General features: G+C 65.7%; 21 protein-coding genes. 8 read left to right on the top strand and 13 right to left on the bottom strand.

What is annotated here, in order from left to right; genetic code table 11:
• Positions 1–7 precede the first annotated feature (7 nt).
• From AABA86_RS12695 to AABA86_RS12705, 3 genes are all read left to right on the top strand, one after another.
• Positions 8–511 carry a YaiI/YqxD family protein gene (locus tag AABA86_RS12695; RefSeq protein WP_018319890.1) on the top strand — a complete coding sequence of 168 codons (504 nt, stop codon included), beginning with the start codon at positions 8–10 and terminating at the stop codon, positions 509–511.
• A 2-nt stretch (positions 512–513) separates the two neighbouring features.
• Positions 514–2,325 (top strand): ABC-F family ATP-binding cassette domain-containing protein, encoded by a 1,812-nt coding sequence (locus AABA86_RS12700; RefSeq protein WP_212246394.1) that lies wholly within the window; start codon positions 514–516, stop codon positions 2,323–2,325.
• Between the two features lie 64 nt (positions 2,326–2,389).
• Entirely contained in the window at positions 2,390–3,469 is a 1,080-nt protein-coding gene (locus AABA86_RS12705) for a D-TA family PLP-dependent enzyme (RefSeq protein ID WP_212246395.1), read from the top strand.
• Between the two features lie 166 nt (positions 3,470–3,635).
• Here AABA86_RS12705 and AABA86_RS12710 read toward each other — a convergent pair whose 3' ends face one another.
• The 8 genes from AABA86_RS12710 to AABA86_RS12745 form a co-directional block, all read right to left on the bottom strand.
• On the bottom strand, positions 3,636–4,856 hold the full coding sequence (locus tag AABA86_RS12710; protein WP_338307190.1) for an NAD(P)/FAD-dependent oxidoreductase: 1,221 nt from the start codon (positions 4,854–4,856) through the stop codon (positions 3,636–3,638).
• The gene (locus tag AABA86_RS12715) at positions 4,853–5,770 is read right to left on the bottom strand and encodes an SDR family NAD(P)-dependent oxidoreductase (protein ID WP_338307022.1); all 918 of its coding nucleotides are present in this window, start codon (positions 5,768–5,770) and stop codon (positions 4,853–4,855) included. Before AABA86_RS12715 ends, AABA86_RS12710 begins: the two co-directional genes overlap by 4 nt.
• A 118-nt stretch (positions 5,771–5,888) precedes the next feature.
• Positions 5,889–6,365, bottom strand: a complete 477-nt coding sequence (locus AABA86_RS12720) for a MaoC family dehydratase (RefSeq protein WP_212246400.1) — start codon at positions 6,363–6,365, stop codon at positions 5,889–5,891.
• Complete coding sequence (locus tag AABA86_RS12725) at positions 6,366–8,081, bottom strand: AMP-binding protein (RefSeq protein WP_338307023.1); 1,716 nt, start codon at positions 8,079–8,081, stop codon at positions 6,366–6,368.
• A gap of 128 nt (positions 8,082–8,209) precedes the next feature.
• Positions 8,210–9,118 (bottom strand): 3-hydroxyisobutyrate dehydrogenase, encoded by a 909-nt coding sequence (mmsB, locus tag AABA86_RS12730; RefSeq protein ID WP_338307191.1) that lies wholly within the window; start codon positions 9,116–9,118, stop codon positions 8,210–8,212.
• A 6-nt stretch (positions 9,119–9,124) separates the two neighbouring features.
• Positions 9,125–10,192 (bottom strand): enoyl-CoA hydratase/isomerase family protein, encoded by a 1,068-nt coding sequence (locus AABA86_RS12735; RefSeq protein ID WP_212246403.1) that lies wholly within the window; start codon positions 10,190–10,192, stop codon positions 9,125–9,127.
• The gene (locus AABA86_RS12740) at positions 10,189–11,334 is read right to left on the bottom strand and encodes an isobutyryl-CoA dehydrogenase (RefSeq protein WP_212246405.1); all 1,146 of its coding nucleotides are present in this window, start codon (positions 11,332–11,334) and stop codon (positions 10,189–10,191) included. The genes AABA86_RS12735 and AABA86_RS12740 overlap by 4 nt, the downstream gene beginning before the upstream one ends.
• Positions 11,335–11,356: 22 nt before the next feature.
• Positions 11,357–12,853: a CoA-acylating methylmalonate-semialdehyde dehydrogenase gene (locus AABA86_RS12745; protein WP_094896561.1), complete on the bottom strand. Its 1,497-nt coding sequence runs from the start codon at positions 12,851–12,853 to the stop codon at positions 11,357–11,359.
• A 101-nt stretch (positions 12,854–12,954) separates the two neighbouring features.
• Here AABA86_RS12745 and AABA86_RS12750 point away from each other — a divergent pair, with 101 nt between their 5' ends.
• On the top strand, positions 12,955–13,869 hold the full coding sequence (locus AABA86_RS12750; protein WP_338307026.1) for a LysR family transcriptional regulator: 915 nt from the start codon (positions 12,955–12,957) through the stop codon (positions 13,867–13,869).
• 103 nt (positions 13,870–13,972) lie between these two features.
• Here AABA86_RS12750 and AABA86_RS12755 read toward each other — a convergent pair whose 3' ends face one another.
• Both AABA86_RS12755 and AABA86_RS12760 read right to left on the bottom strand, forming a co-directional pair.
• Positions 13,973–14,590 carry a TetR/AcrR family transcriptional regulator gene (locus tag AABA86_RS12755; protein WP_212246409.1) on the bottom strand — a complete coding sequence of 206 codons (618 nt, stop codon included), beginning with the start codon at positions 14,588–14,590 and terminating at the stop codon, positions 13,973–13,975.
• A gap of 64 nt (positions 14,591–14,654) precedes the next feature.
• Entirely contained in the window at positions 14,655–15,188 is a 534-nt protein-coding gene (locus AABA86_RS12760; protein ID WP_212246410.1) for a PaaI family thioesterase, read from the bottom strand.
• Positions 15,189–15,342: 154 nt separating this feature from the next.
• Here AABA86_RS12760 and AABA86_RS12765 point away from each other — a divergent pair, with 154 nt between their 5' ends.
• The 3 genes from AABA86_RS12765 to AABA86_RS12775 all read left to right on the top strand — a co-directional run bounded on the left by AABA86_RS12765 (position 15,343) and on the right by AABA86_RS12775 (position 18,983).
• Positions 15,343–16,113, top strand: a complete 771-nt coding sequence (locus AABA86_RS12765) for an enoyl-CoA hydratase (protein ID WP_338307029.1) — start codon at positions 15,343–15,345, stop codon at positions 16,111–16,113.
• Positions 16,114–16,378: 265 nt separating this feature from the next.
• Positions 16,379–17,575, top strand: coding sequence for an acetyl-CoA C-acyltransferase (locus AABA86_RS12770; protein ID WP_338307030.1), 1,197 nt, complete (start codon positions 16,379–16,381; stop codon positions 17,573–17,575).
• Between the two features lie 112 nt (positions 17,576–17,687).
• A complete protein-coding gene (locus tag AABA86_RS12775; protein WP_338307032.1) occupies positions 17,688–18,983 on the top strand; it encodes an MFS transporter in 1,296 nt (431 codons plus the stop codon).
• Here AABA86_RS12775 and AABA86_RS12780 read toward each other — a convergent pair.
• The 3 genes from AABA86_RS12780 to AABA86_RS12790 form a co-directional block, all read right to left on the bottom strand.
• Positions 18,980–20,377: a carbohydrate porin gene (locus AABA86_RS12780; RefSeq protein ID WP_338307033.1), complete on the bottom strand. Its 1,398-nt coding sequence runs from the start codon at positions 20,375–20,377 to the stop codon at positions 18,980–18,982. The genes AABA86_RS12775 and AABA86_RS12780 overlap by 4 nt on opposite strands.
• Before the next feature lie 23 nt (positions 20,378–20,400).
• Entirely contained in the window at positions 20,401–21,417 is a 1,017-nt protein-coding gene (locus AABA86_RS12785; protein ID WP_212246419.1) for a transporter, read from the bottom strand.
• A 110-nt stretch (positions 21,418–21,527) separates the two neighbouring features.
• Positions 21,528–22,307, bottom strand: coding sequence for an acetoacetate decarboxylase (locus AABA86_RS12790; RefSeq protein ID WP_212246420.1), 780 nt, complete (start codon positions 22,305–22,307; stop codon positions 21,528–21,530).
• Positions 22,308–22,506: 199 nt separating this feature from the next.
• Between AABA86_RS12790 and AABA86_RS12795 the strand changes: the two genes are divergently transcribed.
• Entirely contained in the window at positions 22,507–23,682 is a 1,176-nt protein-coding gene (locus AABA86_RS12795) for a patatin-like phospholipase family protein (RefSeq protein WP_338307034.1), read from the top strand.
• Positions 23,683–25,043: the final 1,361 nt, after the last annotated feature.

The raw sequence follows: 25,043 nt of genomic DNA on the forward strand, positions 1-25,043 counted from the left end.
GCGGCGAATGACCGACACCCCCACCCGCATCTATGTCGACGCCGACGCCTGCCCGGTGAAGGACGAGATTTATCGCGTCGCGCTCCGGCACGGCGTGCCCGTGAGCGTGGTCGCCGGCAATTTCATCCGCGTGCCGCACGATCCGCTGATCGAGCGTATCGCCGCAGGCGCCGGGATGGACGCTGCCGACGACTGGATCGTCGAACGCGTCAAGCCCGGCGACGTCGTCGTCACCTCGGACATTCCGCTGGCGAGCCGCTGCGTCAAGGCCGGCGCCGACGTGATCGCCCCGAACGGCAAGCCGTTCACGGAAGAATCGATCGGGATGACGCTGGCGGTGCGCAATCTGATGACCGATCTGCGCTCGGCCGGCGAAGTCACCGGCGGCCCGCGCTCGTTCGCACCGCGCGACCGCTCCGCCTTCCTCTCGGCGCTCGACCAGACGCTACGCCGGATCCAGCGCCGCCGCGCCGATCAGGCCGCGACGAGCCAGAATTTGAGTCAAGGCTGACGATGGCGCCGCCGCTGATCCAACTGAAAGACATCAGGCTGACCTTTGGCGGAACGCCGCTCTTGAGCGGTGTCGAGCTCAATGTCGCGCCATCCGAGCGCGTCTGCCTGATCGGCCGCAACGGCTCCGGCAAGTCGACGCTGCTGAAGATCGCGGCCGGCCTGGTCGAGCCCGACGGCGGCACGCGCTTCGTGCAGCCGGGCGCGACCGTTCGCTATTTGCCGCAGGAGCCGGATTTCGGCGAGCACAAGACCACGCTCTCTTATGTCGAGTCCGGGCTCGCCCCCGGCGACGACCAGCATCAGGCGCGCTATCTGCTCGAGCAGCTCGGGCTCACCGGCGACGAGAACCCGCACAATCTCTCCGGCGGCGAGGCCCGTCGCGCGGCGCTGGCCTATGTGCTCGCGCCCTCGCCCGACATTCTGCTGCTGGACGAGCCGACCAACCATCTCGATCTCTCCACCATCGAGTGGCTGGAGCAGGAGCTCGACAGCCGCCGCAGCGCGCTGGTGATCATCAGCCACGACCGCCGCTTCCTCACCAATCTGTCGCGCTCCACCGCGTGGCTCGACCGCGGCAAGATCAAGCAGATCGACCGCGGCTTTGCCTCGTTCGAAAGCTGGCGCGACGAGGTGCTTGCGGAGGAAGAGCGCGACCAGCACAAGCTCGACCGCAAGATCGTCGACGAGGAGCACTGGCTGCGCCACGGCGTCTCCGGCCGCCGCAAGCGCAACGTCAAGCGTCTCGGCAATCTGCATGCGCTGCGCGACCAGCGGCGCAACTATCGCGGCACGGCCGGCACCGCCAATCTCGCGGCGGCAGAGGCGGAGCAATCCGGCAAGCTGGTGATCGAGGCCAAGGGCGTCACGAAAGCCTATGGCGAGCGCAGGATCGTCGACAATTTCTCCACCCGCATCCAGCGCGGCGACCGGCTCGGCATCATCGGGCCGAACGGCGCCGGCAAGACCACGCTGGTCAATCTGCTCACCGGCGGCGCGCAGCCGGATTCCGGCACGATACGTCTCGGCGCCAATCTGGAGATAGCCACCCTCGATCAGCACCGCGAAAGCCTCGATCCCAAATCGACGCTAGCCGAAGCACTCACCGGCGGTCGCGGCGACCAGATCATGGTCGGCGGCAAGCCGAAGCATGTCGTCGGCTACATGAAGGACTTTTTGTTCGCGCAGGAACAGCGCGGCACGCCGGTGGAAGTGCTCTCGGGCGGCGAGCGCGGCCGGCTGATGCTGGCGCGCGCGCTGGCGAAGCCGTCGAACCTGCTGGTGCTGGACGAGCCGACCAACGATCTCGACCTCGAAACGCTCGACGTGCTCGAAGACATGCTCGGCGACTACGAGGGCACCGTCATCCTGATCAGTCATGACCGCGACTTCCTCGACCGCGTCGTCACCTCCGTGATCGCGCCCGAAGGCAGCGGCAAATGGACCGAATATGCCGGCGGCTACAGCGACATGCTGACCCAGCGCGGCGCGGATTTGAAGCGCGAAACGGCGAAGGCCCAAGCCCCCGCAGAGAAGAAAGAGGAGCGTGCTGCGGCTCCCGCTGCCGCGCCAAAACGGAAACTGAGCTTCAACGAGAAGCACGCGCTGGACACCCTGCCGAAGACGATGGAAAAATTGCAGGCAGATATCGCCAGGCTGCAACGCGTACTCGACGATCCCAATCTCTATGCCAAGGACCGCAAGACATTCGACGATACGTCGGCTGCCATCGCCAAGGCGCATGACGAACTGTCCGCCGCCGAAGAGCGCTGGCTCGAACTTGAAATGCTTCGTGAAGAAATAGAGCAGGCCTAGCGCGCATTCCGCAAAAGTGGGCACCGGTTTTGCGATCAGAATGCGCGCCAACTAAGAGACTCCCATGACGACTCCTCTCGCCGCAAAAATCGCCCGCGAATACGGCACGCCCTGCGCCGTCATCGACATGGACAAGGTCGAGCGCAACATTGCGCGGATCCAGAAGGCCTGCGACGATGCAGGCGTCGCCAACCGTCCCCACATCAAGACGCACAAGAACCCGACCATCGCCAAGATGCAGGTCGCGGCCGGTGCCAAGGGCATCACCTGCCAGAAGCTCGGCGAAGCCGAGATCATGGCCAATGCCGGCATCGACGACATCCTGATCAGCTACAACCTCCTCGGCGAAGAGAAGATGGCGCGGCTCGGCGCGCTGCAGGCCAAGGCCAACATGACGGTCGCCGCGGACAATTCCACCGTCGTCGCCGGCCTGCCCAAGGCTGCGGCGGCGTCGGGCCGTCCGCTCTCGGTCGTGGTCGAATGCGACACCGGGCGCAAGCGCGCCGGCGTCGAGACGCCGGCAGAGGCGATCGCGCTGGCGCGCGAGATCGCGGCATCCAAGGGACTGCAGTTCGCCGGCTTCATGCTGTACCCGACCGAGACCGGCTGGGCGGACGCGCAGAAATTCTACGACGAGGCGCTGGCCGGTGTGCGCGCGCACGGGCTGGACGCAAAAATCGTCTCGACCGGCGGCACGCCGAACCTGAAGAATATCGGCAAGCTCAAGGGCGGCACCGAGCATCGCTTCGGCACCTACATCTACAACGATCGCATGCAGGTCGCCGCGGGCTCGGCGACCTGGGACGATTGCGCGCTGCACATCTACTCGACGGTCGTCAGCCGCGCCGCACCCGAGCGCGGCATTCTCGATGCCGGCTCGAAGACGCTGACCACTGATACCGGCGGCCTCGACGGCCACGGCCTGATCCTCGAGCACCCCGAGGCCAAGATTGCCAAGTTCGCCGAGGAGCACGGCTTCCTCGATCTCTCCCGCAGCAACACCCGCCCCAACGTCGGCGACGTCGTCCGCATCGTGCCGAACCATGTCTGCGTCGTCGTCAACATGATGGACGAGGTCGTGATGGTTCGCGGCGAGGAGATCATCGGCACGCTGCCGGTAGCGGCACGGGGCAAGCTGCGGTAGGCGAAGCGCCCGCGCATCCTTCGAGGCTCCCGGCGCGATGCTTTGCATCGCGCCACTCGCACCTCAGGATGACGCTCTCTCTGGGACGTACTCAAAGCGACGATCTCTCGTAGCCGTCACCCTGAGGCGGCCGCTTCTTCAGCGGCCCTCGAAGGGCGACGGCGTTCTAGGAACGCTTGAGCCAGCTCAGCACGCCCCGGCCCGCGGCGGCTCCCGTCGCGAACGAGGCTTGCAGCAGATAGCCGCCGGTCGGCGCCTCCCAGTCCAGCATCTCGCCGGCTGCGAACACGCCGGGCAATTTTCGCAGCATGAAGCGGCCGTCGAGCTCATCGAAGGTGATCCCGCCCGCAGTCGAGATCGCGCGATCGATCGGAGCAACGCCGGTGAGCTGCACCGGAATGGCGTTGATCAGTTGCGCAAGCTCGGCCGGCGAGAACGCGGCCAGCGGCCGGCCGGACGCAATGGCGGCCTCCTGCATCAGGCCGATGCCGACGGGCGACAATTGCGCCGCCTTGCGCAGGAAGTTCGCGAGCGATTGCTTGCCACGCGTGCCTGATAGCCGCGTGGTCAGCGCGGCGGCATCGAGGTCGGGCCGCAACGCAATCCTCAGCGTCGCCTGCCCGAGACCCAGCACCGCCTCGCGCAGCTCCGCCGACAGCGCGTAGACAGCGCCGCCTTCGATGCCGCGGCGGGTAATCATGGCTTCGCCACGCACCGTGTGCGCGCCGATCGTCAGCGCCACGCCCTTGAGCGGCTGGCCTTCGAAGCGGTCGCGGAACACATCGGACCAGGCGACCGTGAAGCCGGAATTGGCTGGCCGCAGTTTTGAGATGGCAATGCCTTTGGCTGCGAGGAGTTCGGCCCAGCCGCCGTCCGACCCCAGCCGCGGCCAGCTCGCGCCGCCAAGCGCCAGCACCGTGGCGTTGGCAACGACGGTCGCCGCGGCCTCGGGCGTTCGAAACAGCAGCCGCCCTTCCCCGTCCCAGCCGGTCCAGCGATGGCGAAACGCGAACCGCACCCCACTCGCATCGAGCCGCCGCAACCAGGCGCGCAGCAGCGGGGACGCCTTGAACGCCTTCGGAAACACCCGCCCGCTGGTGCCGACGAAGGTCGGCTCGCCCAGGGCTTCGCTCCAGGCGCGCAGCGCCTCAGGCGAAAACGCCTCGATCGCCGCTTGCAGCTTCGGTGCGGCCTCGCGATAGCGCGCCATGAACTGCGGCAGCGGCTCGCTGTGGGTGAGGTTGAGACCGCCGCGGCCGGCCATCAGGAATTTGCGGCCCGCGGACGGCATCGCGTCGTAAACGGTGACGCGGGCGCCGCCCTGCGCCAGCACCTCCGCCGCCATCAGCCCGGCGGGACCGGCACCAATGACGGCGACATCGGTCAGAGCTTGATCCCCGCCCGCGCCGCGGCCTGCGCCACGTATTTCTGCGTCTGCTCGAACGCGCCCGTCAGCGCCTTCGCCTTCGACATGTCGCTGATCTCCGCGAAATGCGCAGCGACGGCGTCCGGCGTCCATTCGGACTCCGGCAGGTTGATGCCTTCGCTCTCCAAAATCTTGATCACGGCGAAAGAGCCGGCACCGGCCCCCATGATGGTGCGGGTCGGCGCATCCTCGCTGAGCATGTACTCGACCGCCGGCGTGATCGCGTTCGGCTTCATCAATTGCAGCGCCTGCGGCGGCAGCAGCTCTTCCGTCATGCGCGTCGCCGCGGTCGGCGAGATGATGTTGACGCGGATGTCGGACTTGCGGCCTTCCTCGGCGAGCACGTTCATCAGGCCGACCATGCCGGATTTGGCCGCGCCGTAATTGGCTTGGCCGAAATTGCCGTAGAGGCCGGAGGACGACGTCGTCAGCACGATGCGGCCGTAATTGCGGTCGCGCATGCCGGCCCAGGCGGCCTTGCAGCAATAGAAGGTGCCGACCAGATGCACGTCGAGCACCTTCTGGAAATCGGCGGCTTCCATCTTGCCGAACGACTTGTCGCGCAGGATGCCGGCATTGGCGCACAAGAGGTCGACGCTGCCCCACTGCTTGGTCGCGCGCTCGACCATCGCAGTGACCTGCTCGAAATTCGAGACGTCGGCGCCGTCGGCCATCGCGGTGCCGCCGGCCTTGCGGATCTCCTCGACCACGGCTTCCGCCGGCGAGAGCGAACCGCCGCTGCCGTCACGCGCGCCGCCGAAATCGTTGACGACGACCTTGGCGCCGCGGCTGGCGAGCCCCAGCGCATGCGCCTTGCCGAGACCATTGCCTGCGCCGGTGACGATGGCGACGCGTCCGTCGAACCTGATTGCCATGAGTGTGTTTCCTACATGCTAGTCGTCATGGCCGGGCTCGACCCGACCATCCATCAAAATCGACAGGCTTTTGAGCAGCGATGGGTTGCCGGGTCAAGCCCGGCAACGACGCCTCGGGTTACGCGAAGTAGATCAGCCCCAGCCACTCGGCGACCAGCGCGGGCTTGTCCTCGCCTTCGATCTCCACGGTGACGTTGGTGCGGGATTGCAATTCGCCTGCCTTGCGGAGCTTGGCCTCGGCCAGCACGAAACGGCCGCGGATGCGCTTGCCCGAGCGCACCGGCGAGATGAAGCGCAGCTTGTCGAAGCCGTAATTGACGCCCATCGTGGTGCCCGCAATCGCCGGCATCACCTCGTAGGACATCACCGATAGCATCGACATCGTCAGGAAGCCGTGCGCGATGGTGGTGCCGAATGCCGTCTCCTTCGCTCTCTCGGGATCGACGTGGATGAACTGGTGGTCCTCGGTCACGTCGGCATAGGCATCGATGCGGGGCTGGTCGATCAGGTGCCAGGACGACACGCCGATCTCCTTGCCGACCAGGGCCTGATAGGCTTCCAAGGAAATCGGCGGCTTCTTCCAGATTTGGTTCACTTAGGTCTCACTCCGTGTTTTCGGCAGCTCCGGAAAATCCTCCTCGCGGAATTCCCGGCCGCGCAGCGGATCGTTGCGATCGTCGTCGCGCTCCAGCCTGCGTAGCTGCACACGACGGATTTTGCCAGAGATCGTCTTCGGCAGTTCGGTGACGATCTCGAGGCGCCGGATGCGCTTGAACGGCGCAAGGCGCGTATGCAGGTGCTGGAAAATCGACAGCGCCGTCTCCGGCGTCCGCTCCGCGCCGGATGTCAGCAGGACGAACGCCTTGGGAATCGCGAGCCGGATCGGGTCCGGGCTCGGCACCACCGCGGCTTCCGCAACCAGCTCGTGCTCGAGCAGCACGCTCTCCAACTCAAACGGGCTGATGCGGTAATCCGACGACTTGAACACGTCGTCGGAGCGGCCGACGAAGGTGAGATAGCCGTCCTCGTCTTCGAACACGACGTCGCCGCTGCGATAGAGCGTGCCTTCCGCGCCCGAGAGCTTGCCGTCGTCGCCCTGATAGCCCTGCATCAGGCCAGCGGAACGGCTCGCCCCGAGCACCAGCGCCACCTCGCCTTCCTTCGCCTTGTTGCCGTCGGCGTCGCTGATCTGCACGCGATAACCCGGCAGCGGCCGGCCCATCGAGCCGACCTTGATCTTCTGGCCCGGCGAGTTGCCAGCGAGCGCGGTGGTTTCGGTCTGGCCGTAGCCGTCCCGGATGGTGAGCCCCCAGGCGGCCCGCACCTGGTCGATCACTTCCGGGTTCAGCGGCTCGCCGGCGCCGCAGACCTCGCGCAAGGCGACCTTGAAGGACGCAAGGTTCTCCTGGATGAACAGCCGCCACACCGTCGGCGGCGCGCACAGCGTGGTGACGCCGCAGCGGCCGATGGTGGCGAGCAGGCCCTTGGCATCGAAGCGCGGCTGGTTGACCACGAACACGGTGGCCCCAGCATTCCACGGCGCGAAGAAGCAGCTCCAGGCATGCTTGGCCCAGCCGGGCGAGGAGATGTTGAGATGGACGTCACCCGGCTTCAGCCCGATCCAGTACATGGTCGAGAGATGGCCGACGGGATAGCTGCGCTGGCTGTGCAGCACGAGTTTCGGTTTCGCCGTCGTGCCCGATGTGAAATAGAGCAGCATCGGATCGTCGGCGTTGGTCGGGCCGTCCGGTGCAAAGGTCTCCGAATCTTTCGCCGCCTGGTCATAGGCGAGCCAGCCGTCGGAGGCGGTGCCAACCACGATGCGCACGATATTCTCCGCACCCAGGCTTGCGAATTTCGCGACCTGATCCTCGGCGGCGACCACCGCCTTGGCCTTGCCGCGATCGAGGCGATCGCGGAGCTCGTCGGCGGTGAGCAGCGTGGTCGCGGGGATCACGACGACGCCGAGCTTCATCGCCGCCAGCATCGTCTCCCACAGCGGAACCACATTGCCGAGCAGCAACAGGAGATGATCGCCGCGCTTCAGGCCCTGCGCACGAAGGAAATTCGCGACCTGGTTGGAGCGCTTCGAGAGCGCTGCAAAGGACAGCTTGGTCTGCCGGTCCTGCGCGGCATCGACGATCCAGAGCGCAGGACGGTCCTTGGCTTCGGCGTCCTTCGCCAGCTCGTCGAACCAGTCGAGCGCCCAGTTGAAGGGAACCGGATCCGGCCAGCGGAAGCCTTTGACCGCAGCCTCGTAATCGGTGCGGTGCTCGAGCAGAAACGCGCGCGCGTCCTGAAATGTCGTCATGTTCCGGGCCCGTCGAATTGATGTTCGAGCGTAGCTCGGATGGAGCGAAGCGCAATCCGGGGCCGGCTACGCCATTGGAAGCAGCTGTCCCGGATTTCGCTTCGCTCCATCCGGGCTACGAAGCCTCGCTATTTTCCAGCGAGGCTGCGAACGTGCTTGATAATTCCGGAAAAATCCACCCCACCTTGCCCCGCTGCATCGAAAGACTGATAGATCTCCTGCGCATGCTTGCCGAGCGGCGTCGCCGCGCCGGCCGCCTTCGCGGCGTCCTGCGCCAGCGTCAGGTCCTTCACCATCAGCGCGGAAGCGAAACCCGGCTTGTAGTCGTTGTTGGCCGGAGAGGTCGGCACCGGGCCCGGCACCGGGCAATAGGTCGTCAGCGACCAGCACTGGCCCGACGAGGTCGAGGCGACGTCGAACAGCGCCTGGTGCGAGAGCCCGAGCTTCTCGCCGAGCGCAAACGCCTCGCTCACTGCGATCATGGAGATGCCGAGGATCATGTTGTTGCAGATCTTGGCCGCCTGGCCAGCGCCGGCACCACCACAATGCACGATCTTCTTGCCCATGTTCTCCAGCACGGGCTTGGCCGCCGCGAATGCGTTCTCCTCGCCACCGCACATGAAGGTGAGCGTCGCGCCCTTGGCGCCGCCGGTGCCGCCGGAGACCGGCGCATCCACCGAGAGCACGCCGTGCTTGCCGGCGAGCGCATGCGCCTGCCGCGCGCTCTCGACGTCGATGGTAGAGCTGTCGATGACCAGCGCACCCTTGGTCATCGCAGGAAGGATCTCGTTCCAGACGCCGAGCACATGCTTGCCGGCCGGCAGCATGGTGACGACGACATCGGCGCCCTTTACCGCGCCCGCGGCGCTGTCGGCGATGCCGGCGCCATCGGCCTTGGCCTGATTGCGCGAGGCTTCGACGAGATCGAACGCCACCACCTTGTGGCCGGCCTTGACCAGATTGGCGGCCATCGGGCCGCCCATGTTGCCGAGACCAATGAATGCGATCGTGGCCATTGTCGTTTCCTCCGCTTCAATCGTTGATTAATTGAACTTCAGCTCATCGGCGCCGATCTCGGCGAGATACGGCGCCAGCATTTGCGGCGTCACGTCCTCAATCCGCGGCGGCGACCAGATCGGGCTGCGATCCTTGTCGATCACGGCAGCGCGCACGCCCTCGCGAAAATCATCGCTGCGGAACACCTCCAGCGCGGCGCGGTATTCGCGCACCAGGCATTCCTCCAGGCTCGACGCGGTGCGCGCCAGCCGCAGCAGCTTGAGCGTCACCACCATGCCGCGCGGCGATTTTTCGTTGAGCGTCTTCAGCGTCGCCAGCGCGAACTCCGAGCCGTCGCGCTCGAGCGCAGCAAAAATGTCGTCCATGCGATCGAAGCCGAACAGGGCATCGATGATCGGCTCCTTGGCGGCGACCGGCCCCGCGGCTTCGCCGGTCGCAAAGCCGTTGATGAGCTTGCCGACATCGGCCGCGCTCGCGCCTGGACGCACCCTGGTCAGCGCCTCGCGCAGCTCCGGCCATTTGCCCGCCGGCACCACGGCGTCGGCGAATTTGGCGTGGATCGCGTCGGGCCCGTTCATGGTCTGGCCGGTCAGGCCGAAGTAAGTGCCGATCTCACCCGGCGAGCGCGACAGCAGATAGGTGCCGCCCACGTCAGGGAAGAAGCCGAGCCCGACTTCGGGCATCGCGAGTTTCGTGCGATCAGTGACGATGCGATGGCTCGCATGGGCGGAGAGTCCGACGCCGCCGCCCATCACGATGCCGTCCATGAAGGCGATATACGGCTTCGGAAATGCCTTGATCCGGGCGTTGAGGATGTATTCCTCGCGCCACAAGATTTTGCCGAGATCGCCGTTGGCCTTGGAGCTTTCCCAGAGCGTGCGGATGTCGCCGCCGGCGCACAGGCCGCGCTCGCCGGCACCTTCCAGCAGGATCACAGCGACGGCGGGATCGGCCTCGAAGCGGTCAAGCGCCTTGTCGATGTCGCGAAACATCTCCAGCGTGACGGCGTTGATGGCCTTGGGACGATTGAGCCTGATTACGCCGGCCGCGCCCTCGACGCGGGCGACCAGATCGCCCTCTTCCACCGAACTCATCGCGCGCCCTCGATCAGTTTGCGCGCCACGATGAGCCGCATGATTTCATTGGTGCCTTCGAGGATCTGGTGCACGCGCAGATCGCGCACGATCTTCTCGATGCCGTATTCGCTGAGATAGCCGTAGCCGCCGTGCAGCTGCAGCGCATGATTGGCGACCTCGAAACCGACATCGGTGCCGAAGCGTTTGGCCATCGCACACAGCATGGTGGCATCGGGGTCTTTGCGGTCGAGCGCCGCGGCGGCGCGCCACAGGAAGGTGCGCGCGGCCTCGAGCTCGATCGCCATGTCGGCAAGGCGGAATTGCAGCGCCTGGAATTCGTCGAGGCGCTTTCCAAACGCCTTGCGCTCCTTCATGTAGGCGCGCGCCTTGTCGAGCGCGGTCTGCGCACCACCGAGCGAGCATGCGGTGATGTTGAGGCGGCCGCCATCGAGACCGGCCATCGCGATCTTGAAGCCGATGCCCTCCTCGCCGAGGCGGTTGGTAACAGGCACGCGGGCGTTCTCGAACATCACAGCGCGGGTCGGCTGCGCGTTCCAGCCCATCTTGCGCTCGTTGGCGCCGAAGGAGACGCCCGGCGTCTTGCCGTCGATGACGAGGGTCGAGATGCCGCCGGGGCCATCGCCGCTGGTGCGCACCATCGCGACCAGGAGATCAGTGCCGCCGGCGCCGGAGATGAACTGCTTCTGGCCGTTGAGAACGTAAGTATCGCCTTCGCGCACCGCGCGGGTGCGCAGCGCCGCGGCATCGGAGCCCGCGCCCGGCTCGGTCAGGCAGTAGCTGGCGATCAGCTCCATGGTGCAGAGCTTCGGCAGCCATGAGTGGCGCTGGGTGTCGCTGCCGAAGGCATCGATCATCCAGCTCGCCATGTTGTGGATGGAGATGAAGGCGGACGTGGTCGGGCAGCCCGTCGCCAGCGCCTCGAAGATCAGCGCCGCGTCGAACCGCGTCATGGCGGAGCCCCCGACATCCTCGCGGATGTAGATGCCGCCCATGCCGAGCGTCGCCGCCTCGCGCATCACGTCGACGGGGAAATGCTTCTCCTCGTCCCAGCGCAGCGCGTGCGGCGCGATCTTCTCCGCCGCAAACGCCAACGCCATGTCGCGAACCGCGATCTGATCCTCGTTCAGAGCGAACTGCATATGAGCCTCGCTCTCAAGGAGATCACTTCATCAGCGGGATCGAGAACTCCGCACCTTCCTTGACACCGGACGGCCAGCGCGAGGTCACCGTCTTGGTCTTGGTGTAGAAGCGGACGGAATCCGGGCCGTGCTGGTTGAGATCGCCAAAACCCGACTTCTTCCAGCCGCCGAAGGTATAATAGGCGATCGGCACCGGGATCGGCACGTTGATGCCGACCATGCCGACATTCACCTTGGCTGCGAAATCGCGCGCGGCGTCGCCGTCGCGGGTGAAGATCGCAACGCCGTTGCCGTAGTCATGCTCGGACGGCAGCGCCAGGGCTTCCTTGTAGTCGTGCGCACGGACGACCGAGAGCACCGGGCCAAAAATCTCTTCCTTGTAGATCCGCATGTCCTTGGTGACGTTGTCGAACAGCGAACCGCCGAGATAGAAGCCGTTCTCGTAGCCCTGCATCTTGAAGCCGCGGCCGTCGACCGCGAGCGTCGCGCCTTCCTTGATGCCGATGTCGATGTAGCCCTTGACCTTCTCGACCGCCTCGCGCGTGACCAGCGGACCGTAATCGGCCGACGGATCGATCGAGGTGCCGATCTTGAGCGACTCGACGCGCGGGATCAGCTTTTCCATGAGACGGTCGGCAGTGGACTTGCCGACGGGGACCGCGACCGAGACGGCCATGCAGCGCTCGCCGGCCGAGCCGTAGCCCGCGCCGATCAGCGCATCGACCGCCTGGTCCATGTCGGCGTCAGGCATGATGATGGCGTGGTTCTTGGCACCGCCAAAGCACTGGCAGCGCTTGCCGGTCTGGGCGGCGCGCTCATAGATGTACTGCGCGATCGGCGTGGAGCCGACGAAGCCGACGGCCTTGATATCGGGATCGTCGAGGATGGCGTCGACCGCTTCCTTGTCGCCGTTGACGACGTTGAGGATGCCGGCCGGCAGGCCCGCCTCGATCATGAGTTCGGCGAGCATCATCGGCACGCCGGGATCGCGCTCCGAGGGCTTGAGGATGAAGGCATTGCCGCAGGCGATCGCGGGGGCGAACTTCCACATCGGGATCATCGCCGGGAAGTTGAACGGCGTGATGCCGGCGACGACGCCGAGCGCCTGACGCATGGAATAGATGTCGATGCCGGGGCCGGCGCCTTCGGTGTATTCGCCCTTCATCAGATGCGGGATGCCGCAGGCGAACTCGGCGACCTCGAGGCCGCGCTGGATGTCGCCCTTGGCGTCCGGCACGGTCTTGCCGTGCTCGCGCGCGAGCAGCTCGGCGAGCTTGTCGTAGTCTCGCTGCACCAGCTCGACGAATTTCATCATGACGCGGGCGCGGCGCTGCGGGTTGGTCGCGGCCCATTCCGGCTGGGCGGCGCGCGCATTCTCGACGGCGGCACGGACCTCGGCCTTGGACGCCAGCGCCACCTTGGCCTGGACGTCACCGGTCATCGGCTCGAAAACGTCGGCGGTGCGGCCCGAGGTACCCTTGACCTCCTTGCCACCGATGAAATGTCCGACTGAACGCATGAATGATCTCCTTGAGGCCGAGCTTGAACGCTTTGACAAATCCTATCGACCTGCATTTTATAGGATTCAAGTCTGAGATAATGCACCATAGATGTGCGAAAATGCTGGATCAAGGTCACATCGACTGGGACGACTTCCGCTTCGTGCTGGCCATCGTGCGGGGCGGCTCGGTGTCGGCTGCGGCAAAACAGCTCGGCGTCGACCATGCCACCGTGATCCGCCGCGTCGACCGGCTGGAAAAGTACCTGTCGGCAAAGCTGTTCGACCGGCGCAAGACAGGCTACCTGCTGACCGAGGCCGGCCAGCGCGTCGCCGACAGCGCCGAAGCCATGGAATCGACCATCGTCGCCAACCAGGAGCAGGTCGGCGGCTCCGTGGCGCGGCTGACCGGAACAGTGCGGATCGGCGCGCCCGACGGGTTCGGCACCGCTTTCCTGGCGCCGCGGCTGGCACCCTTCGCGGACCGGTATCCCGATCTCGATCTGCAACTTGTGGCAACCGCGCGGCTGTTCAGTCTCTCCAAGCGCGAGGCCGATATCGCCATCAGCCTGACCATGCCGAAGGAAGGCCGCATCGTCGGCCGCAAGCTGCTCGACTACGGCCTTGGCCTCTATGCCGCGCCTGGCTATCTCGATCGCTTCCCTGCGATCACCTCGCGGCAGGATCTGCCGCAACATCGCTTCGTCGGCTACATCGAGGAGCTCCTGTTCACGCCGGAGCTCGATTATCTGCCGCAGGTGTCGCCGCGGATCTCGGCGCGCTTCCGCAGCGCCAATCTGATCGCGCAGCTCAATGCCACGCTGTCCGGCTTCGGCATCGCGGTGCTGCCGCATTTCATGGCGAGCGATTATCCGCAACTCGTTCCGGTGCTGCCCGAGGAGATCTCGATCACGCGGACATTCTGGATGCTGATGCACGCCGACAGCAAGGATCTGGCACGGATCAGGGCGGTGGCCGATTACATCGGCGAGATCGTGGAGCGCGAGCGGGCGTTGTTCGCGGGGCGCACTTCGTAGGGTGGGTTAGCCGAAGGCGTAACCCACCACGTCTGCCTCCGCGGAAATCGAAGAGGTGGATTACGCTTCGCTAATCCACCCTACGCATTCAACGGCACCTCGCCTAGGTCTTCACCTTCTTCACCGCCGGCGCCTTCGGCTCGCGCTTCGTGCCCTCCAGCGCACTGTCCCGGCCCACCTTCAACACCTCGTCCGAGAGCTCGCTCGACCCGGCAATGCGCGCCAGCAGCATGGTGCCGGCCATCGTCGCCAGCGTCGCAACCGCCTGCTTGCGCGCGGCCTTGCGCGGCACGTTCGGGATGTTGTCGGCCAGCAGCTCGATCATCTCGTCGAGCTTGCCGGCAAATGCCTTTCGCGCCTTCGGGCTCTCGCGGGCGATTTCGGCACCGAGCGCGGGAATCGAGCAGCCATGGCCGGGGTTGTCGCGATGCAGCGCCGAGAGGTAAGCCTCCGCGATCAGCGCCAGCCGCTTGTCCGGCGAAACCTCGTCGGTGATCTTGCGCCAGTGGTCCATCGAGCGGTCCATCGCATAGCCGAATGCCTCGATCACCAGCGCCTCACGGGAATCGAAATGCGCGTAGAACCCGCCATGGGTCAGGCCCGCCTCCTTCATGAGGTCGGCCACGCCGATGCCATGGGCACCCTTTTCACGCAGCCGCACGGAGGCCTTTTTCACGATGCGGTCGTGGGTTTCCTGCTTGTGTTCCCGGGAGTAGCGCATGCGGTTCTCATTGGATGTCGAGGGTCATCTCATAACACGCAAATGACGAAATGGGTGCATTAATTCATGTTAAGTTGCTTCCGATCATGGAAAACGTTGCAGTTGCATGCACCGCAAGAGCGCCCCTGCCGTCCCGGACGAAGCCTTCGGCGTAGCTGGTCCGCCGCCCCAGCTTGATCACCTTACCTTCGGCCGAGATCAGGCCTGAGCGAACCGAGAGCGGACGCAGGAAGGTCATTTTCAGGTCGAGCGTGACGGAGCTCTGCCCCGCTTCCAACCGGGTCGAGATCGCGCATCCCATCGCGGTATCGAGCAGCGCAGCTGCGGTCGCGCCGTGGATAAGGCCGATGGTATTTTCGAGATCCTCGCGCGGCTCCAGTTCCATGACGATCCGGCCGGGCTCGACCACCCCCACCGTGAAGCCGATCAGTTTTGCAAAAGGCGGCGGCGGCAGGCGGCCGTCGCGAATGCCCAGCATGGCGTCCATGCCCGACAGGCCCATCGCCACTTTCGCGACCGGCGCCGGCACCTGCCAATCCACCACGCGCTCGCGCCGCTGCGCGGACGAAAACAGATCGAGTTGGTCGGGTTCAGTCATGGGATTCCTTTTGTATGATACATGTCATACTATCCCGCGGACTTCGCACTTGCAACTCGCCCCCCTGCCCGCTTGACAATAAGGACGTTTCGGCCCGGAAGTGGCACCGACCCGCGCGCCTCGCGCCGGTCCACGAAATCTTCGAGATGCCACGATGGAAATGCTCAACCACCACTGCGGCGTGACGCGCGATGCGCGCGGCGTCGTTCATGTCGCGATCTGCAACGCCGGCCCGCTCAATATTCTCGGTTCGCCGGTGACCGACGCCGTGCGCGAAGGCCTGCAGCAGCTCAGCTCCGACCGCAGCATCCGGGTCGTGGTGCTGCGCGGCCAGAGCGAGAAGAGCATGATCGGCGGCGCCGACATCAAGGAGATGGCCAAGCTCGACCAACGATCGGCCGAAGCCTTCATCAGCCGCCTGCGCGATCTCTGCGAGGCCGTGCGCGCCTTCCCTGCCCCGGTGATCGCGCGCATGCCCGGCTGGTGCCTTGGCGGCGGCCTCGAGGTCGCCGCCGCCTGCGATTTCCGGATTGCCGCGCATGATGCGCATTTCGGCATGCCGGAGGTGCGCGTCGGCATCCCCTCGGTGATCCACGCAGCGCTGTTGCCCCGCCTGATCGGCTGGGCCCGCGCGCGCTGGCTGGTGATGACGGCGGAGAATATCGACGCCCCGACCGCGCTGGCCTGGGGACTGGTCGACAAGGTGGCGGCGGAGGGCGAACTGGATGCCGCCGTCGAGCATCTCGTGAACACGCTGCTCGAATGCGGCCCCGAAGCGCTGAGGTCGCAAAAGGCGCTGCTGCGGCAATGGGAGGAGCTGCCGTTGACGGAGTCGGTGAACCTCAGCGTCAAGGTGTTCGGCGAGTCGTTCCTGACGGACGAGCCGACGCGGCTGATGCAGGCGTTTGTGAACAGGAAACGGTAGGCGATAAGCCCACCCCAAAAACGGTGTCATGCCCCGCGAAGGCGGGGCATCCAGTACGCCGCAGCAGCAGTGGTAAGAGCGAGTTCGCCAACGCGGGCCTCTGGAATATACTGGATTGCCCGCTTTCGCAGGCAATGACAGCGAGGGTCGACCGACCAAATCTCATCCGACCCACGACATTTTCTCATCCCAGCCGCGGTTGCATTTTTTGCGCCGCATCATATGATGATCGTAATTCTACACAGCACCGCCAGGGAGCCCCATCATGGCCGAAGCCGCCGATCCCGTCGTCATCGTCTCCGCCGCCCGCACCCCGCTCGGCCGCTTCATGGGCGAGCTCTCGCCTCTCCCCGCGCACAAGCTCGGATCGCACGTGATCGGCGCGGCGCTGGAGCGCGCAAGACTTGCACCCGAGAAAGTCGACGAGGTCTTCATGGGCTGTGTGCTGCCGGCCGGACAGGGCCAGGCACCCGCCCGCCAGGCGGCGCGCGCGGCCGGACTGCCCGATGGCACGGGCGCGACCACCGTCAACAAGGTCTGCGGTTCCGGCATGAAGGCGACCATGCTGGCGCACGACATCATTCGCGCCGGCTCGGCCGAGATCGTCGTCTCCGGCGGCATGGAGAGCATGAGCAACGCACCGTATCTCCTCGCCAAGGCCCGCGGCGGCTATCGCGTTGGCCATGACCGCATCATCGACCACATGATGATGGATGGCCTCGAGGATGCCTACGAGACCGGCCGTTCCATGGGCGATTTCGGCGAGGCCACCGCGGAGGCGTACCAGTTCACCCGCAACGACCAGGACGCCTACGCGATGGAGACGCTGAGCCGCGCCCGCAAGGCGGTCGAGGGCGGCGCGTTCAAGGCCGAGATTGCGCCGATCACGCTCGCGGAAAAGGCCGGTCCCCGCATCGTCGCCAATGATGAGCATCCGCTGAAGGTCGATCCGGCGAAGATCCCGGGCCTGAAGCCGGCATTCCGCGCCAACGGCACCATCACGCCGGCCGCCTCCTCCGCCAATGCCGACGGCGCCGCTGCGCTCGTGCTGACCAAGCGCTCGCTGGCCGATCGGAGCGGCCTGCCCGTCCTCGCCGAGATCAAGGGCCACGCCACCCACAGCCAGGAGCCGCAATGGTTCACCACGGCGCCGATCCCGGCGATCCGCAAGCTGCTCGACAAGGTCGGCTGGGCTGCCTCCGACGTCGACCTGTTCGAGATCAACGAGGCCTTCGCCGTGGTGGCGATGGCGGCGCAGCGTGATCTCGGCATTCCCCGCGACAGACTGAACATCAATGGCGGCGCCTGCGCGCTCGGCCATCCCATCGGCGCCACCGGCGCACGGCTGATCGTGACCCTGCTGCACGCGCTCGAGGCGAACAACCTCAAGCGCGGCATCGCCGCGCTCTGCATCGGCGGCGGCGAAGCCACGGCGATCGCGGTCGAGCGGTCGGCGCGCTGAGCGCGGGTGTCCGAAATGGAGGGAAGTCTGTCATTTTAGACTTCCCTTCCCCGTGCCAGACTGAAACCATGACGCGAGTCCCACCGGGCTCGCCAACCCACATTGAGGCCCAATGATCTCGAACTGGCTCGCGGCAGCATTGTCCCGCCGCAACATCCATTACGGCTGGGTGATGGTCGGCGTGACCTTCCTTGCCGCGCTGATCAGCGCCGGCACGGTCGGCGCGCCCGGCGTGTTCATCGTTCCGCTTCAGAAGGAGTTCGGCTGGAGCACGGCGCAGATTTCCTCCGCGCTGTCGATCCGTTTCATCCTGTTCGGGCTGATGGCGCCTTTCGCGGCCGCCCTGCTCAACCGCTACGGCCTGCGCAACGTCACGCTGGCGGCACAGCTCATCGTCGTCTCGGCGCTCGTGCTCTCGCTCGGCATGACCGAGGTCTGGCAGCTCGTCGCGCTGTGGGGCGTGGTGATCGGCATCGGCACCGGCATGACCGCGCTGGTGCTCGGCGCGACCATCGCGACGCGCTGGTTCGCGGCACGGCGCGGCCTCGTCGTCGGCATCATGACCGCGAGCGTCGCCACTGGTCAGCTCGTGTTCCTGCCGCTGCTCGCAAGCCTCACCGAGCGCTACGGCTGGCGGCTCGCGCTCGGCTTCGTCTGCATCATGCTCGGCGTCTCGGCGCTGGCCGTCCTGCTCGCGATGCGCGACCGTCCGAGCGATCTCGGCCTGCGCCCGTACGGCGATGAGGGCACCGAGCCCCTGCCCGCCCCGCCCGTGAGCCACGGCTCGATCACCGGCGTTGCGCTCGGCACGCTGCGCGACGCGTCGAAATCATCCGCGTTCTGGATCCTGTTTGCGACCTTCTTCGTCTGCGGCGCCTCGACCAATGGTCTCGTCCAGGTGCACCTGATCCCGATGTGCCTCGATTTCGGTATCCCGCAGGTGCAGGCCGCGAGCCTGCTCGCTGCCATGGGCATCTTCGACTTCTTCGGCACCATCATGTCGGGCTGGCTGTCGGATCGCTACGACAACCGCTATCTCTTGTTCTGGTACTACGGGCTGCGCGGGCTCTCGCTGATCTTCCTGCCCTTCAGCGATTTCTCGTTCTACGGCCTCTCCGTCTTCGCGATGTTCTACGGGCTCGACTGGATCGCAACCGTGCCGCCGACGGTGCGTCTCACCGCGCAGAAATTCGGACCCGAGCGCGCCAATCTGGTGTTCGGCTGGATCTTTGCCGGCCATCAGCTCGGCGCCGGCGCTGCGGCGTTCGGTGCGGGTCTCTCGCGGACGGTCTATGAGAGCTATTTGCCCGCGTTCTTCATCGCCGGCGCGCTCTGCGTGTTCGCCTCGCTGATCGTGCTGGCGCTCTCGCGGCAACCGAAACTACAGCCGGCGACGGCCTCGGCCTAGTACCGGAGCGTGGTGGTGACGCCGAACACCGCGGCGTCACCGATCCGCGAAATACCGCTCGGATCGTTCGGATTCGCGATGCCGCCCGAGGGACGGAACACATACTGAAAGTAAGGCGCGATCAGCCAGCCCGGCTTGATGTGCGCCTCGTAGATCATCTCGATCAGCGTCTCGTTGCTGCGCACCGGGCTTCGGACGCCGGTGAAGGCCTGCGTATCAACGTCGAGATTGCGCGCGGTGTTCGAGATCCGCATGTAGGCCATGGCCACGCCGAAGCGGTCGAGCGGACGGCCCGGCGTGAAGCCGACGAAGCCGATGCCGCCGTCCAGATAGAGGTCGATCAGATTGCGGTCCGGCGGGCTGTAGGCGATGCGGCCGAACGCGGTGATGCCGGGCAGCGAAGCCGAGGTGCTGTTCTCGGTGACCTCAGGCGGGCGATAGAGCACCTGCTCGATCACGGCGAAGATGCCGTAATTGCCTTTGAGCCTTGCGGGAATGCCGCTGCCGCCGGCATCGGCGATCGACATCCCCTCCGCCGTCAAGCGCTGGCTGTCGAACGAGCCGTAATGCTTCCACGCGCCCGGCGTGAAATTGCCGGCGAGCGGACGGCCGCCGATATCGATGTCGTAGTTGAAGCGGACCTGCCCGATCAGCCACGGCGGATCGTTGACCCGGAATGCCAGGCCATGATGGTCGCGCAGCTGCGGATCGACATCGCCCGGCCCCGACGGATCGCCGTTGAACACCGCACCGTAGGCGGTGATCCTGTCGGTCAGTGCCGCCTTGATGCGAATGCCGGGCACCGCGATCGGCGGCGCCGGGCCGCCGGCCGGAAGGTTGGACGCCTTGATCGCGGGCCAGCCGAAGGTGCCGTTGATGAAGAGGTCGTCGGTCTGGCTGTCGAAGAACTCGACATCGGCGGCCTGCTGGCCGGCTCGGATGTTCAGGCGGTCATTGAAAAAGCTCTGCTCGAAATAGGCGTTGTAGAGCCGCTGATCCGGCAGCGCTTCGATCTCGCTGATGGTGGCGAGGTTCTGGACGTAGTTGCGGGACAGGCCCTGGCCGTAGATGACGAGAGCATTGGCGTAAAACCGACCGCCGGTCCAGCCGACCAGCTTGTCGAGATCGGCATCGACCGACAGATCGAGGCGGCCGAAATGGACCGCACCGCGCTTCACGCCGCCGGCGGCGTTGGCGATATTGTCTGCGATATAGGTGGCGCCGAAATTCAGGCCCTTGCTGGCAAGGCCGTCGTGCCACGCGTTGAACCATTTGGGAAACAGCCATGCGGCCGCGCTCTCGTCCTTGGCGCCGGCGAGCGCGCTCGTCGCCGTGCAGGCCAGCGCAAGCGCGGCCGCGCCTCGCAACAGAGAGCTATGGACGGTCCCGATCACGGCTGATTCCGGCTGGCGCAACGCTATTTGAAGATACCCGTGCGCCGCATGAAGAGATAGGCAGCGCCAACCGAGGAGGCCATCAGCACCGACGCCCAGAGGAATCCGGTCTCGACCTCGGTCAGCGGCAGGCCCTTGGTGTTCATGCCGAAAATGCCGGTGACCAGCGTCGGCGGCAGCAACAGCGAGGTCACGATCGAGAGGGTGTGGAGATGGCGGTTGCTCTCCTCCTCGTTCTTGAAGCGCAGCTCTTCCTCGAGCAGGCGGCTGCGCTCGCGCAGCTCGACGATGTCGTGATCGAGCCCGTCGAGCCGCTGCGCCAGCTTGCCGGCCTGGATCCGCAGCGCCGGCGACAGATGATCGGTGTTCTTTTGATCGAGACGGTGAAACAGCGTGCGCAATCCGGTGAGCTGCCGATGCAGCCGCACGCAGGTGCGGCGGAGCCGGCCGAGATTGCGGCGCATCTCCGGCCTCGCGTCATCGGCCAGGATGCGCTCCTCGATATCGTCGATCTCCTGGCCGAGCTTGTCGGCCATCCGGTCCAGCGTGTCGGCGACCTCGTCGACGATCTTTTCGAGCAGATGAGCGACATTGTCGACGCGGTAGCCGCCTTCGAGCACCCGCCGCGTGGCGTCCGCCGAGCACAGCGCCTGATGGCGGCCAGAGACCAGCAGGTGCTCGGTCATGGCGAAGCGCAGGAACGCGGTCTCCTCCGTCGCGCTGTCGATCTCGCGCACGAGATCGGAGAACACGCCGTAGACGCAATGGTCGATGACGTGAAGCTGCTGGAAGGTGTCGTGCGACAGCAGCAGCTCGCGCGCCAGCGGCGGCAGCTGCGACGCCGCGATCCAGGGCCGCGCGCGTGCGTCCGTGAGGTTGAAATGCAGCCACAGCCGTCCGTCATGGCTGAACTCGATCGGCCGGTCGACCTGCAGCGCCTCGGCGCCGCCGTCGCTGTGCAGGCGGAAGGCCCAGACCAGGCCGGGAATGGCGGGTCCGGCGTTCGATAATGCGCTGGCAAGCTTTGCCGGCTCAGCCATGGATAGCCCCAACCGTCAACAACTGCCCCATTCCGGAAGATGGCTGACGGCATCTTCCGGACCCAGGCGGGTACTCAATTACGCCAGTGTTACAGTTTGATGATGCCGCCCTATTCCGCCGCCAGCCCGGTCGCGGCTGCCTCGGCTTGCCTGATGTAGTCGTGCACGACGCGGCCGAACGGCAGCGTCAGATCGGCGATGTAATGATGCGCCCCGAGGCAGCGGCGGACCGGGAAATCGGCGACCGGCGCATTGACATGCGGCACCAGATGCAGCCGGCCCGGCCCCATCCAGGAGCCCTTCGGCACGATATCGATCAGGTTGATCGCGACCAGCTGGCAGACTTCGAGACGACCGTCGACGCCCGGGATCATCTTCAGATTCACTTGCGTCTTCGACAGCGTGGCGCGGGTGAGATCGCCGTTGCCGGCCATGCTCTCGTGCTTGTAGCCCATGGTGCCCATGGCGACGAGCTGGCCGGCATATTCCAGCGTGCCCGTCAGCGTGTCCTTGACGATCTCGAGCTTGGGATGGGCGTACTTCTTGGGAAAGCCCCAGATCTCGCGGCCGGCGGCGATCGGCGGATCGTCGTCGAGATACATCTGCGAGACGAAATTGACGTCCTCGCCGTTGAGGCGCGCGGGGATGACGAGGCCGGATTCGGTGTAGCTGCCGAAGCCGGAGGAATCCGGCATCTTGATCCACTCGTAATGCACGATCGGCTGGTCGATCGGCTGCAACGGCTCAGGCAGGCCGGCGCGGATCAGCTCCGGGTCGGTCTCGTAGGTGATGACGAGGAATTCGCGGTTGACGAACCGGTACGGACCGGCCGGATAGCTCGGCCCCGCCGCGGGCATGGACGGAAGTCTCAGCACGTCTTCGCTTCGCATCGCTGGTCTCCTGTGAATCCCGATCGGCGGCAATTGCTAACGATCCTCATTGACTGCGATGTGAAGCTTTTCCGTCAGGCGCACGACCCCTGCCGTTGCAGCGTGGTCGGTCTGCGCTACCGGCGATGTATCGGTGCCGCCTTGTCATCACGCCGTCACCACGTGACGCAATCGTCTGGCGCAAGCAGGAGGCATCGCCATGGACGCCCGCACGTCGCAACCGACATATCAGAGCCATCAGGCGCCCTCGCGGGGCTGGCGGCCCGAACGCTGCGATCGCGTCGCGCTCGTGCTGCAGGGCGGCGGCGCGCTCGGGGCCTACCAGGCCGGCGTCTATCAGGCGCTGCACGAGGCCGGCATCGAGCCCGACTGGGTCTGCGGCGTCTCGATCGGCGCGATCAACTCCGCCATCATCGCCGGCAACAAGCCGGAGAAGCGGCTCGAGGCGCTGCGCATCTTCTGGGAGCGCATCACCAACCGCAAGATCTGGCACTACACGCCCGACGGCGACATCTTCCGGCAGTGGCGCAATTTCACCAGCGCGTGGATGACGTCGGCGATGGGCCAGCCCGGCTTCTTCACCCCGCACCAGGTCAATCCCTGGCTCAGCCCGGTCGGCGCGCGCACCGCGACCAGCTATTACGACACGATGCCGCTGAAGGAGAGCCTGCTCGAGCTCGTCGACTTCGATCTCATCAACGAGAAGAAGGTCCGCTTCGCGGTCGGCGCGGTCAACGTGCTCTCGGGCAATTTCATCTATTTCGATAATTCCCATGACGAGATCGAGCCGGAGCACATCATGGCCTCCGGCGCCCTGCCCCCGGCGCTGCCGATGGTGCGGATCGGCACCGATCATTTCTGGGACGGCGGCATCGTCTCCAACACCCCGCTGCAGCATCTGCTCGACCAGGAGGATGCGCTCAACTCGCTGGTGTTCCAGGTCGACCTGTTCAGCGCGCGCGGCGTGCTGCCGCGCTCGATCCAGGACGTGATGGCCCGCCACAAGGACATCATGTATTCCTCGCGCACCCGCCACAACACCGACGTCTATCGCCGCACCCACAATCTCAAGGTCCTGCTCTACAAGGCGCTGGCGAAGCTGCCGGACGAGCAACTGTCCGACGAGGAGCGCAAGCTGAAGGGGAGCTTGTGCCACATGCCGGAGATCGCGATCCTGCATCTGATCTATCAGCAGAAGGCCTATGAGGGCGACGCCAAGGACCACGAGTTCTCGGGCACCTCGATGCGCGAGCACTGGACCAGCGGCTATGAAGACACCAAGCGCACGCTGAAGCGCCGCGACTGGATCAAGATGCCGGAGGAAGGCATGGGCCTCGTCGTGCACGACGTGCACCGGGAGACGGAGAGCGCGTAAGGGCCGCTTGTCTCCCGGACGCGCAGCCTTGCTGCGCAGAGCCGGGGCCCAGACGCCACACGGTTCGCCGCAATCATGGGCCCCGGCTCTGCAGCGCACCGTCGAAGGGACGCTGCGCTGCGTCCGGGGCGCGAGCGTGCCTGCAAGACATGATCCCTTCAGAAGACACACGCTCGCATTCTCGCGGCTCATTTCGCCCGAGCTTTGCTCTCGTCGTTGCCCTTCTTGTTCAGAAAGGGCGCAGGGAAGGCCGGGCGCCGGCTGGCACCCGCGGTCCCGTGTGCGAACAAGACGCGCACGGGTTGGACAACAGGTGTAGCCGGGCGACCGGCCTTCCCTGCGCGGATGGCTTTACGGCTTATGTCGCGCTCTCCCCGGGGAGCGATGCACTATTGCCCCCGTCGCCTTGCGGATGACTGATGTGCTGACCCGGTTGGGCCGCAACATCACCGCAACACTTGACGCACAGACCCCGGGCGTCAGGACCACACGATTTTGCCGTCCGCGCACATCCCCGTTCCTGTCCCCGATGGCTTGCGTGCGCTCACTATTGGGGCCGAACCAAGGACGCTGTCAGCGCCGTGTCGTATCGCGCGTGCAGCTGCTCACGGGGATTCCCGCCCTGCAGCCTGCCCAGCGCGCCGACGCCGTCGCGGCCACCGCCTCCCGGCCCGCGTCTCGTGACGATCGCGAAACGCCCCTTGTGGCGGGCGGGACGGCCATTGATACGACATATCCGAAATTCGGTAAATAGGAATATTTTTGCGTCGAGGGATTGACAGGGTGTTTTGCCCGACGGGCGGGGTGCCACCGCAACTGAATATTCGATGCAATGGTGTAATGGGCCTTCGGGTCCCTCTCGCAATCACCGGGGTGGAACAACAGCAGATCGTTTCGAGCAAGTCGCTTCCTGATGGAGGCGCCGGGCTCCTGGATGGCGGAGGTCGCGATCGAATTGAACAAGGAAGCGAAGTGACGCCGATCTTCGCGCATGCGCAACAACTCCATACGCAGCAATTGTTCTCCGCTTGGTGGAGCGGCATCGCAGCCGCTATCGTTGCCTTCAGGCCCTGGGACTCCCCAAGTTCTCGCGCCTGAGGACCGCCGCCTCGGCCCCTGGACGTTGACAGTCCCCGAGCAGCTGGCGGCGGTCCTTTCTCCTGTCTCGGCCGCGCCCCGATTTGCAACAGTCGGTTGCTGAGGCGGGCCGAGCCGAGGCAGACGATTTGCGGACCCGCTAAGTCATTGATCCCTTTTGTAACCCGAACTGGAAGGTCAAGCCTTTTTCCGAGTCCCAATCTCTCGGCTTGGGGTAGAAGTCAGCCACCTCCGGACCCAAATCGGCCGTGCAAGGCCCCAAA

The sequence above is a fragment of the Bradyrhizobium sp. TM233 genome (assembly GCF_036247965.1).
GTDB lineage: Bacteria > Pseudomonadota > Alphaproteobacteria > Rhizobiales > Xanthobacteraceae > Bradyrhizobium > Bradyrhizobium ottawaense.

Bases quoted from the DNA above. Each gene is read 5' to 3' on its own strand.
- AABA86_RS12715 (WP_338307022.1), bottom strand. From the start codon at position 5,770: ATGGCAATCAGGTTCGACGGACGCGTCGCCATCGTCACCGGCGCAGGC.
- AABA86_RS12765 (WP_338307029.1), top strand. From the start codon at position 15,343: ATGGAAATGCTCAACCACCACTGCGGCGTGACGCGCGATGCGCGCGGC.
- AABA86_RS12725 (WP_338307023.1), bottom strand. From the start codon at position 8,081: ATGACGACATTTCAGGACGCGCGCGCGTTTCTGCTCGAGCACCGCACC.
- AABA86_RS12775 (WP_338307032.1), top strand. From the start codon at position 17,688: ATGATCTCGAACTGGCTCGCGGCAGCATTGTCCCGCCGCAACATCCAT.
- AABA86_RS12770 (WP_338307030.1), top strand. From the start codon at position 16,379: ATGGCCGAAGCCGCCGATCCCGTCGTCATCGTCTCCGCCGCCCGCACC.
- AABA86_RS12785 (WP_212246419.1), bottom strand. From the start codon at position 21,417: ATGGCTGAGCCGGCAAAGCTTGCCAGCGCATTATCGAACGCCGGACCC.
- AABA86_RS12745 (WP_094896561.1), bottom strand. From the start codon at position 12,853: ATGCGTTCAGTCGGACATTTCATCGGTGGCAAGGAGGTCAAGGGTACC.
- AABA86_RS12735 (WP_212246403.1), bottom strand. From the start codon at position 10,192: ATGAGTTCGGTGGAAGAGGGCGATCTGGTCGCCCGCGTCGAGGGCGCG.
- AABA86_RS12795 (WP_338307034.1), top strand. From the start codon at position 22,507: ATGGACGCCCGCACGTCGCAACCGACATATCAGAGCCATCAGGCGCCC.
- AABA86_RS12750 (WP_338307026.1), top strand. From the start codon at position 12,955: ATGCTGGATCAAGGTCACATCGACTGGGACGACTTCCGCTTCGTGCTG.
- AABA86_RS12740 (WP_212246405.1), bottom strand. From the start codon at position 11,334: ATGCAGTTCGCTCTGAACGAGGATCAGATCGCGGTTCGCGACATGGCG.
- AABA86_RS12695 (WP_018319890.1), top strand. From the start codon at position 8: ATGACCGACACCCCCACCCGCATCTATGTCGACGCCGACGCCTGCCCG.
- AABA86_RS12700 (WP_212246394.1), top strand. From the start codon at position 514: ATGGCGCCGCCGCTGATCCAACTGAAAGACATCAGGCTGACCTTTGGC.
- AABA86_RS12790 (WP_212246420.1), bottom strand. From the start codon at position 22,307: ATGCGAAGCGAAGACGTGCTGAGACTTCCGTCCATGCCCGCGGCGGGG.
- AABA86_RS12705 (WP_212246395.1), top strand. From the start codon at position 2,390: ATGACGACTCCTCTCGCCGCAAAAATCGCCCGCGAATACGGCACGCCC.
- AABA86_RS12755 (WP_212246409.1), bottom strand. From the start codon at position 14,590: ATGCGCTACTCCCGGGAACACAAGCAGGAAACCCACGACCGCATCGTG.
- AABA86_RS12760 (WP_212246410.1), bottom strand. From the start codon at position 15,188: ATGACTGAACCCGACCAACTCGATCTGTTTTCGTCCGCGCAGCGGCGC.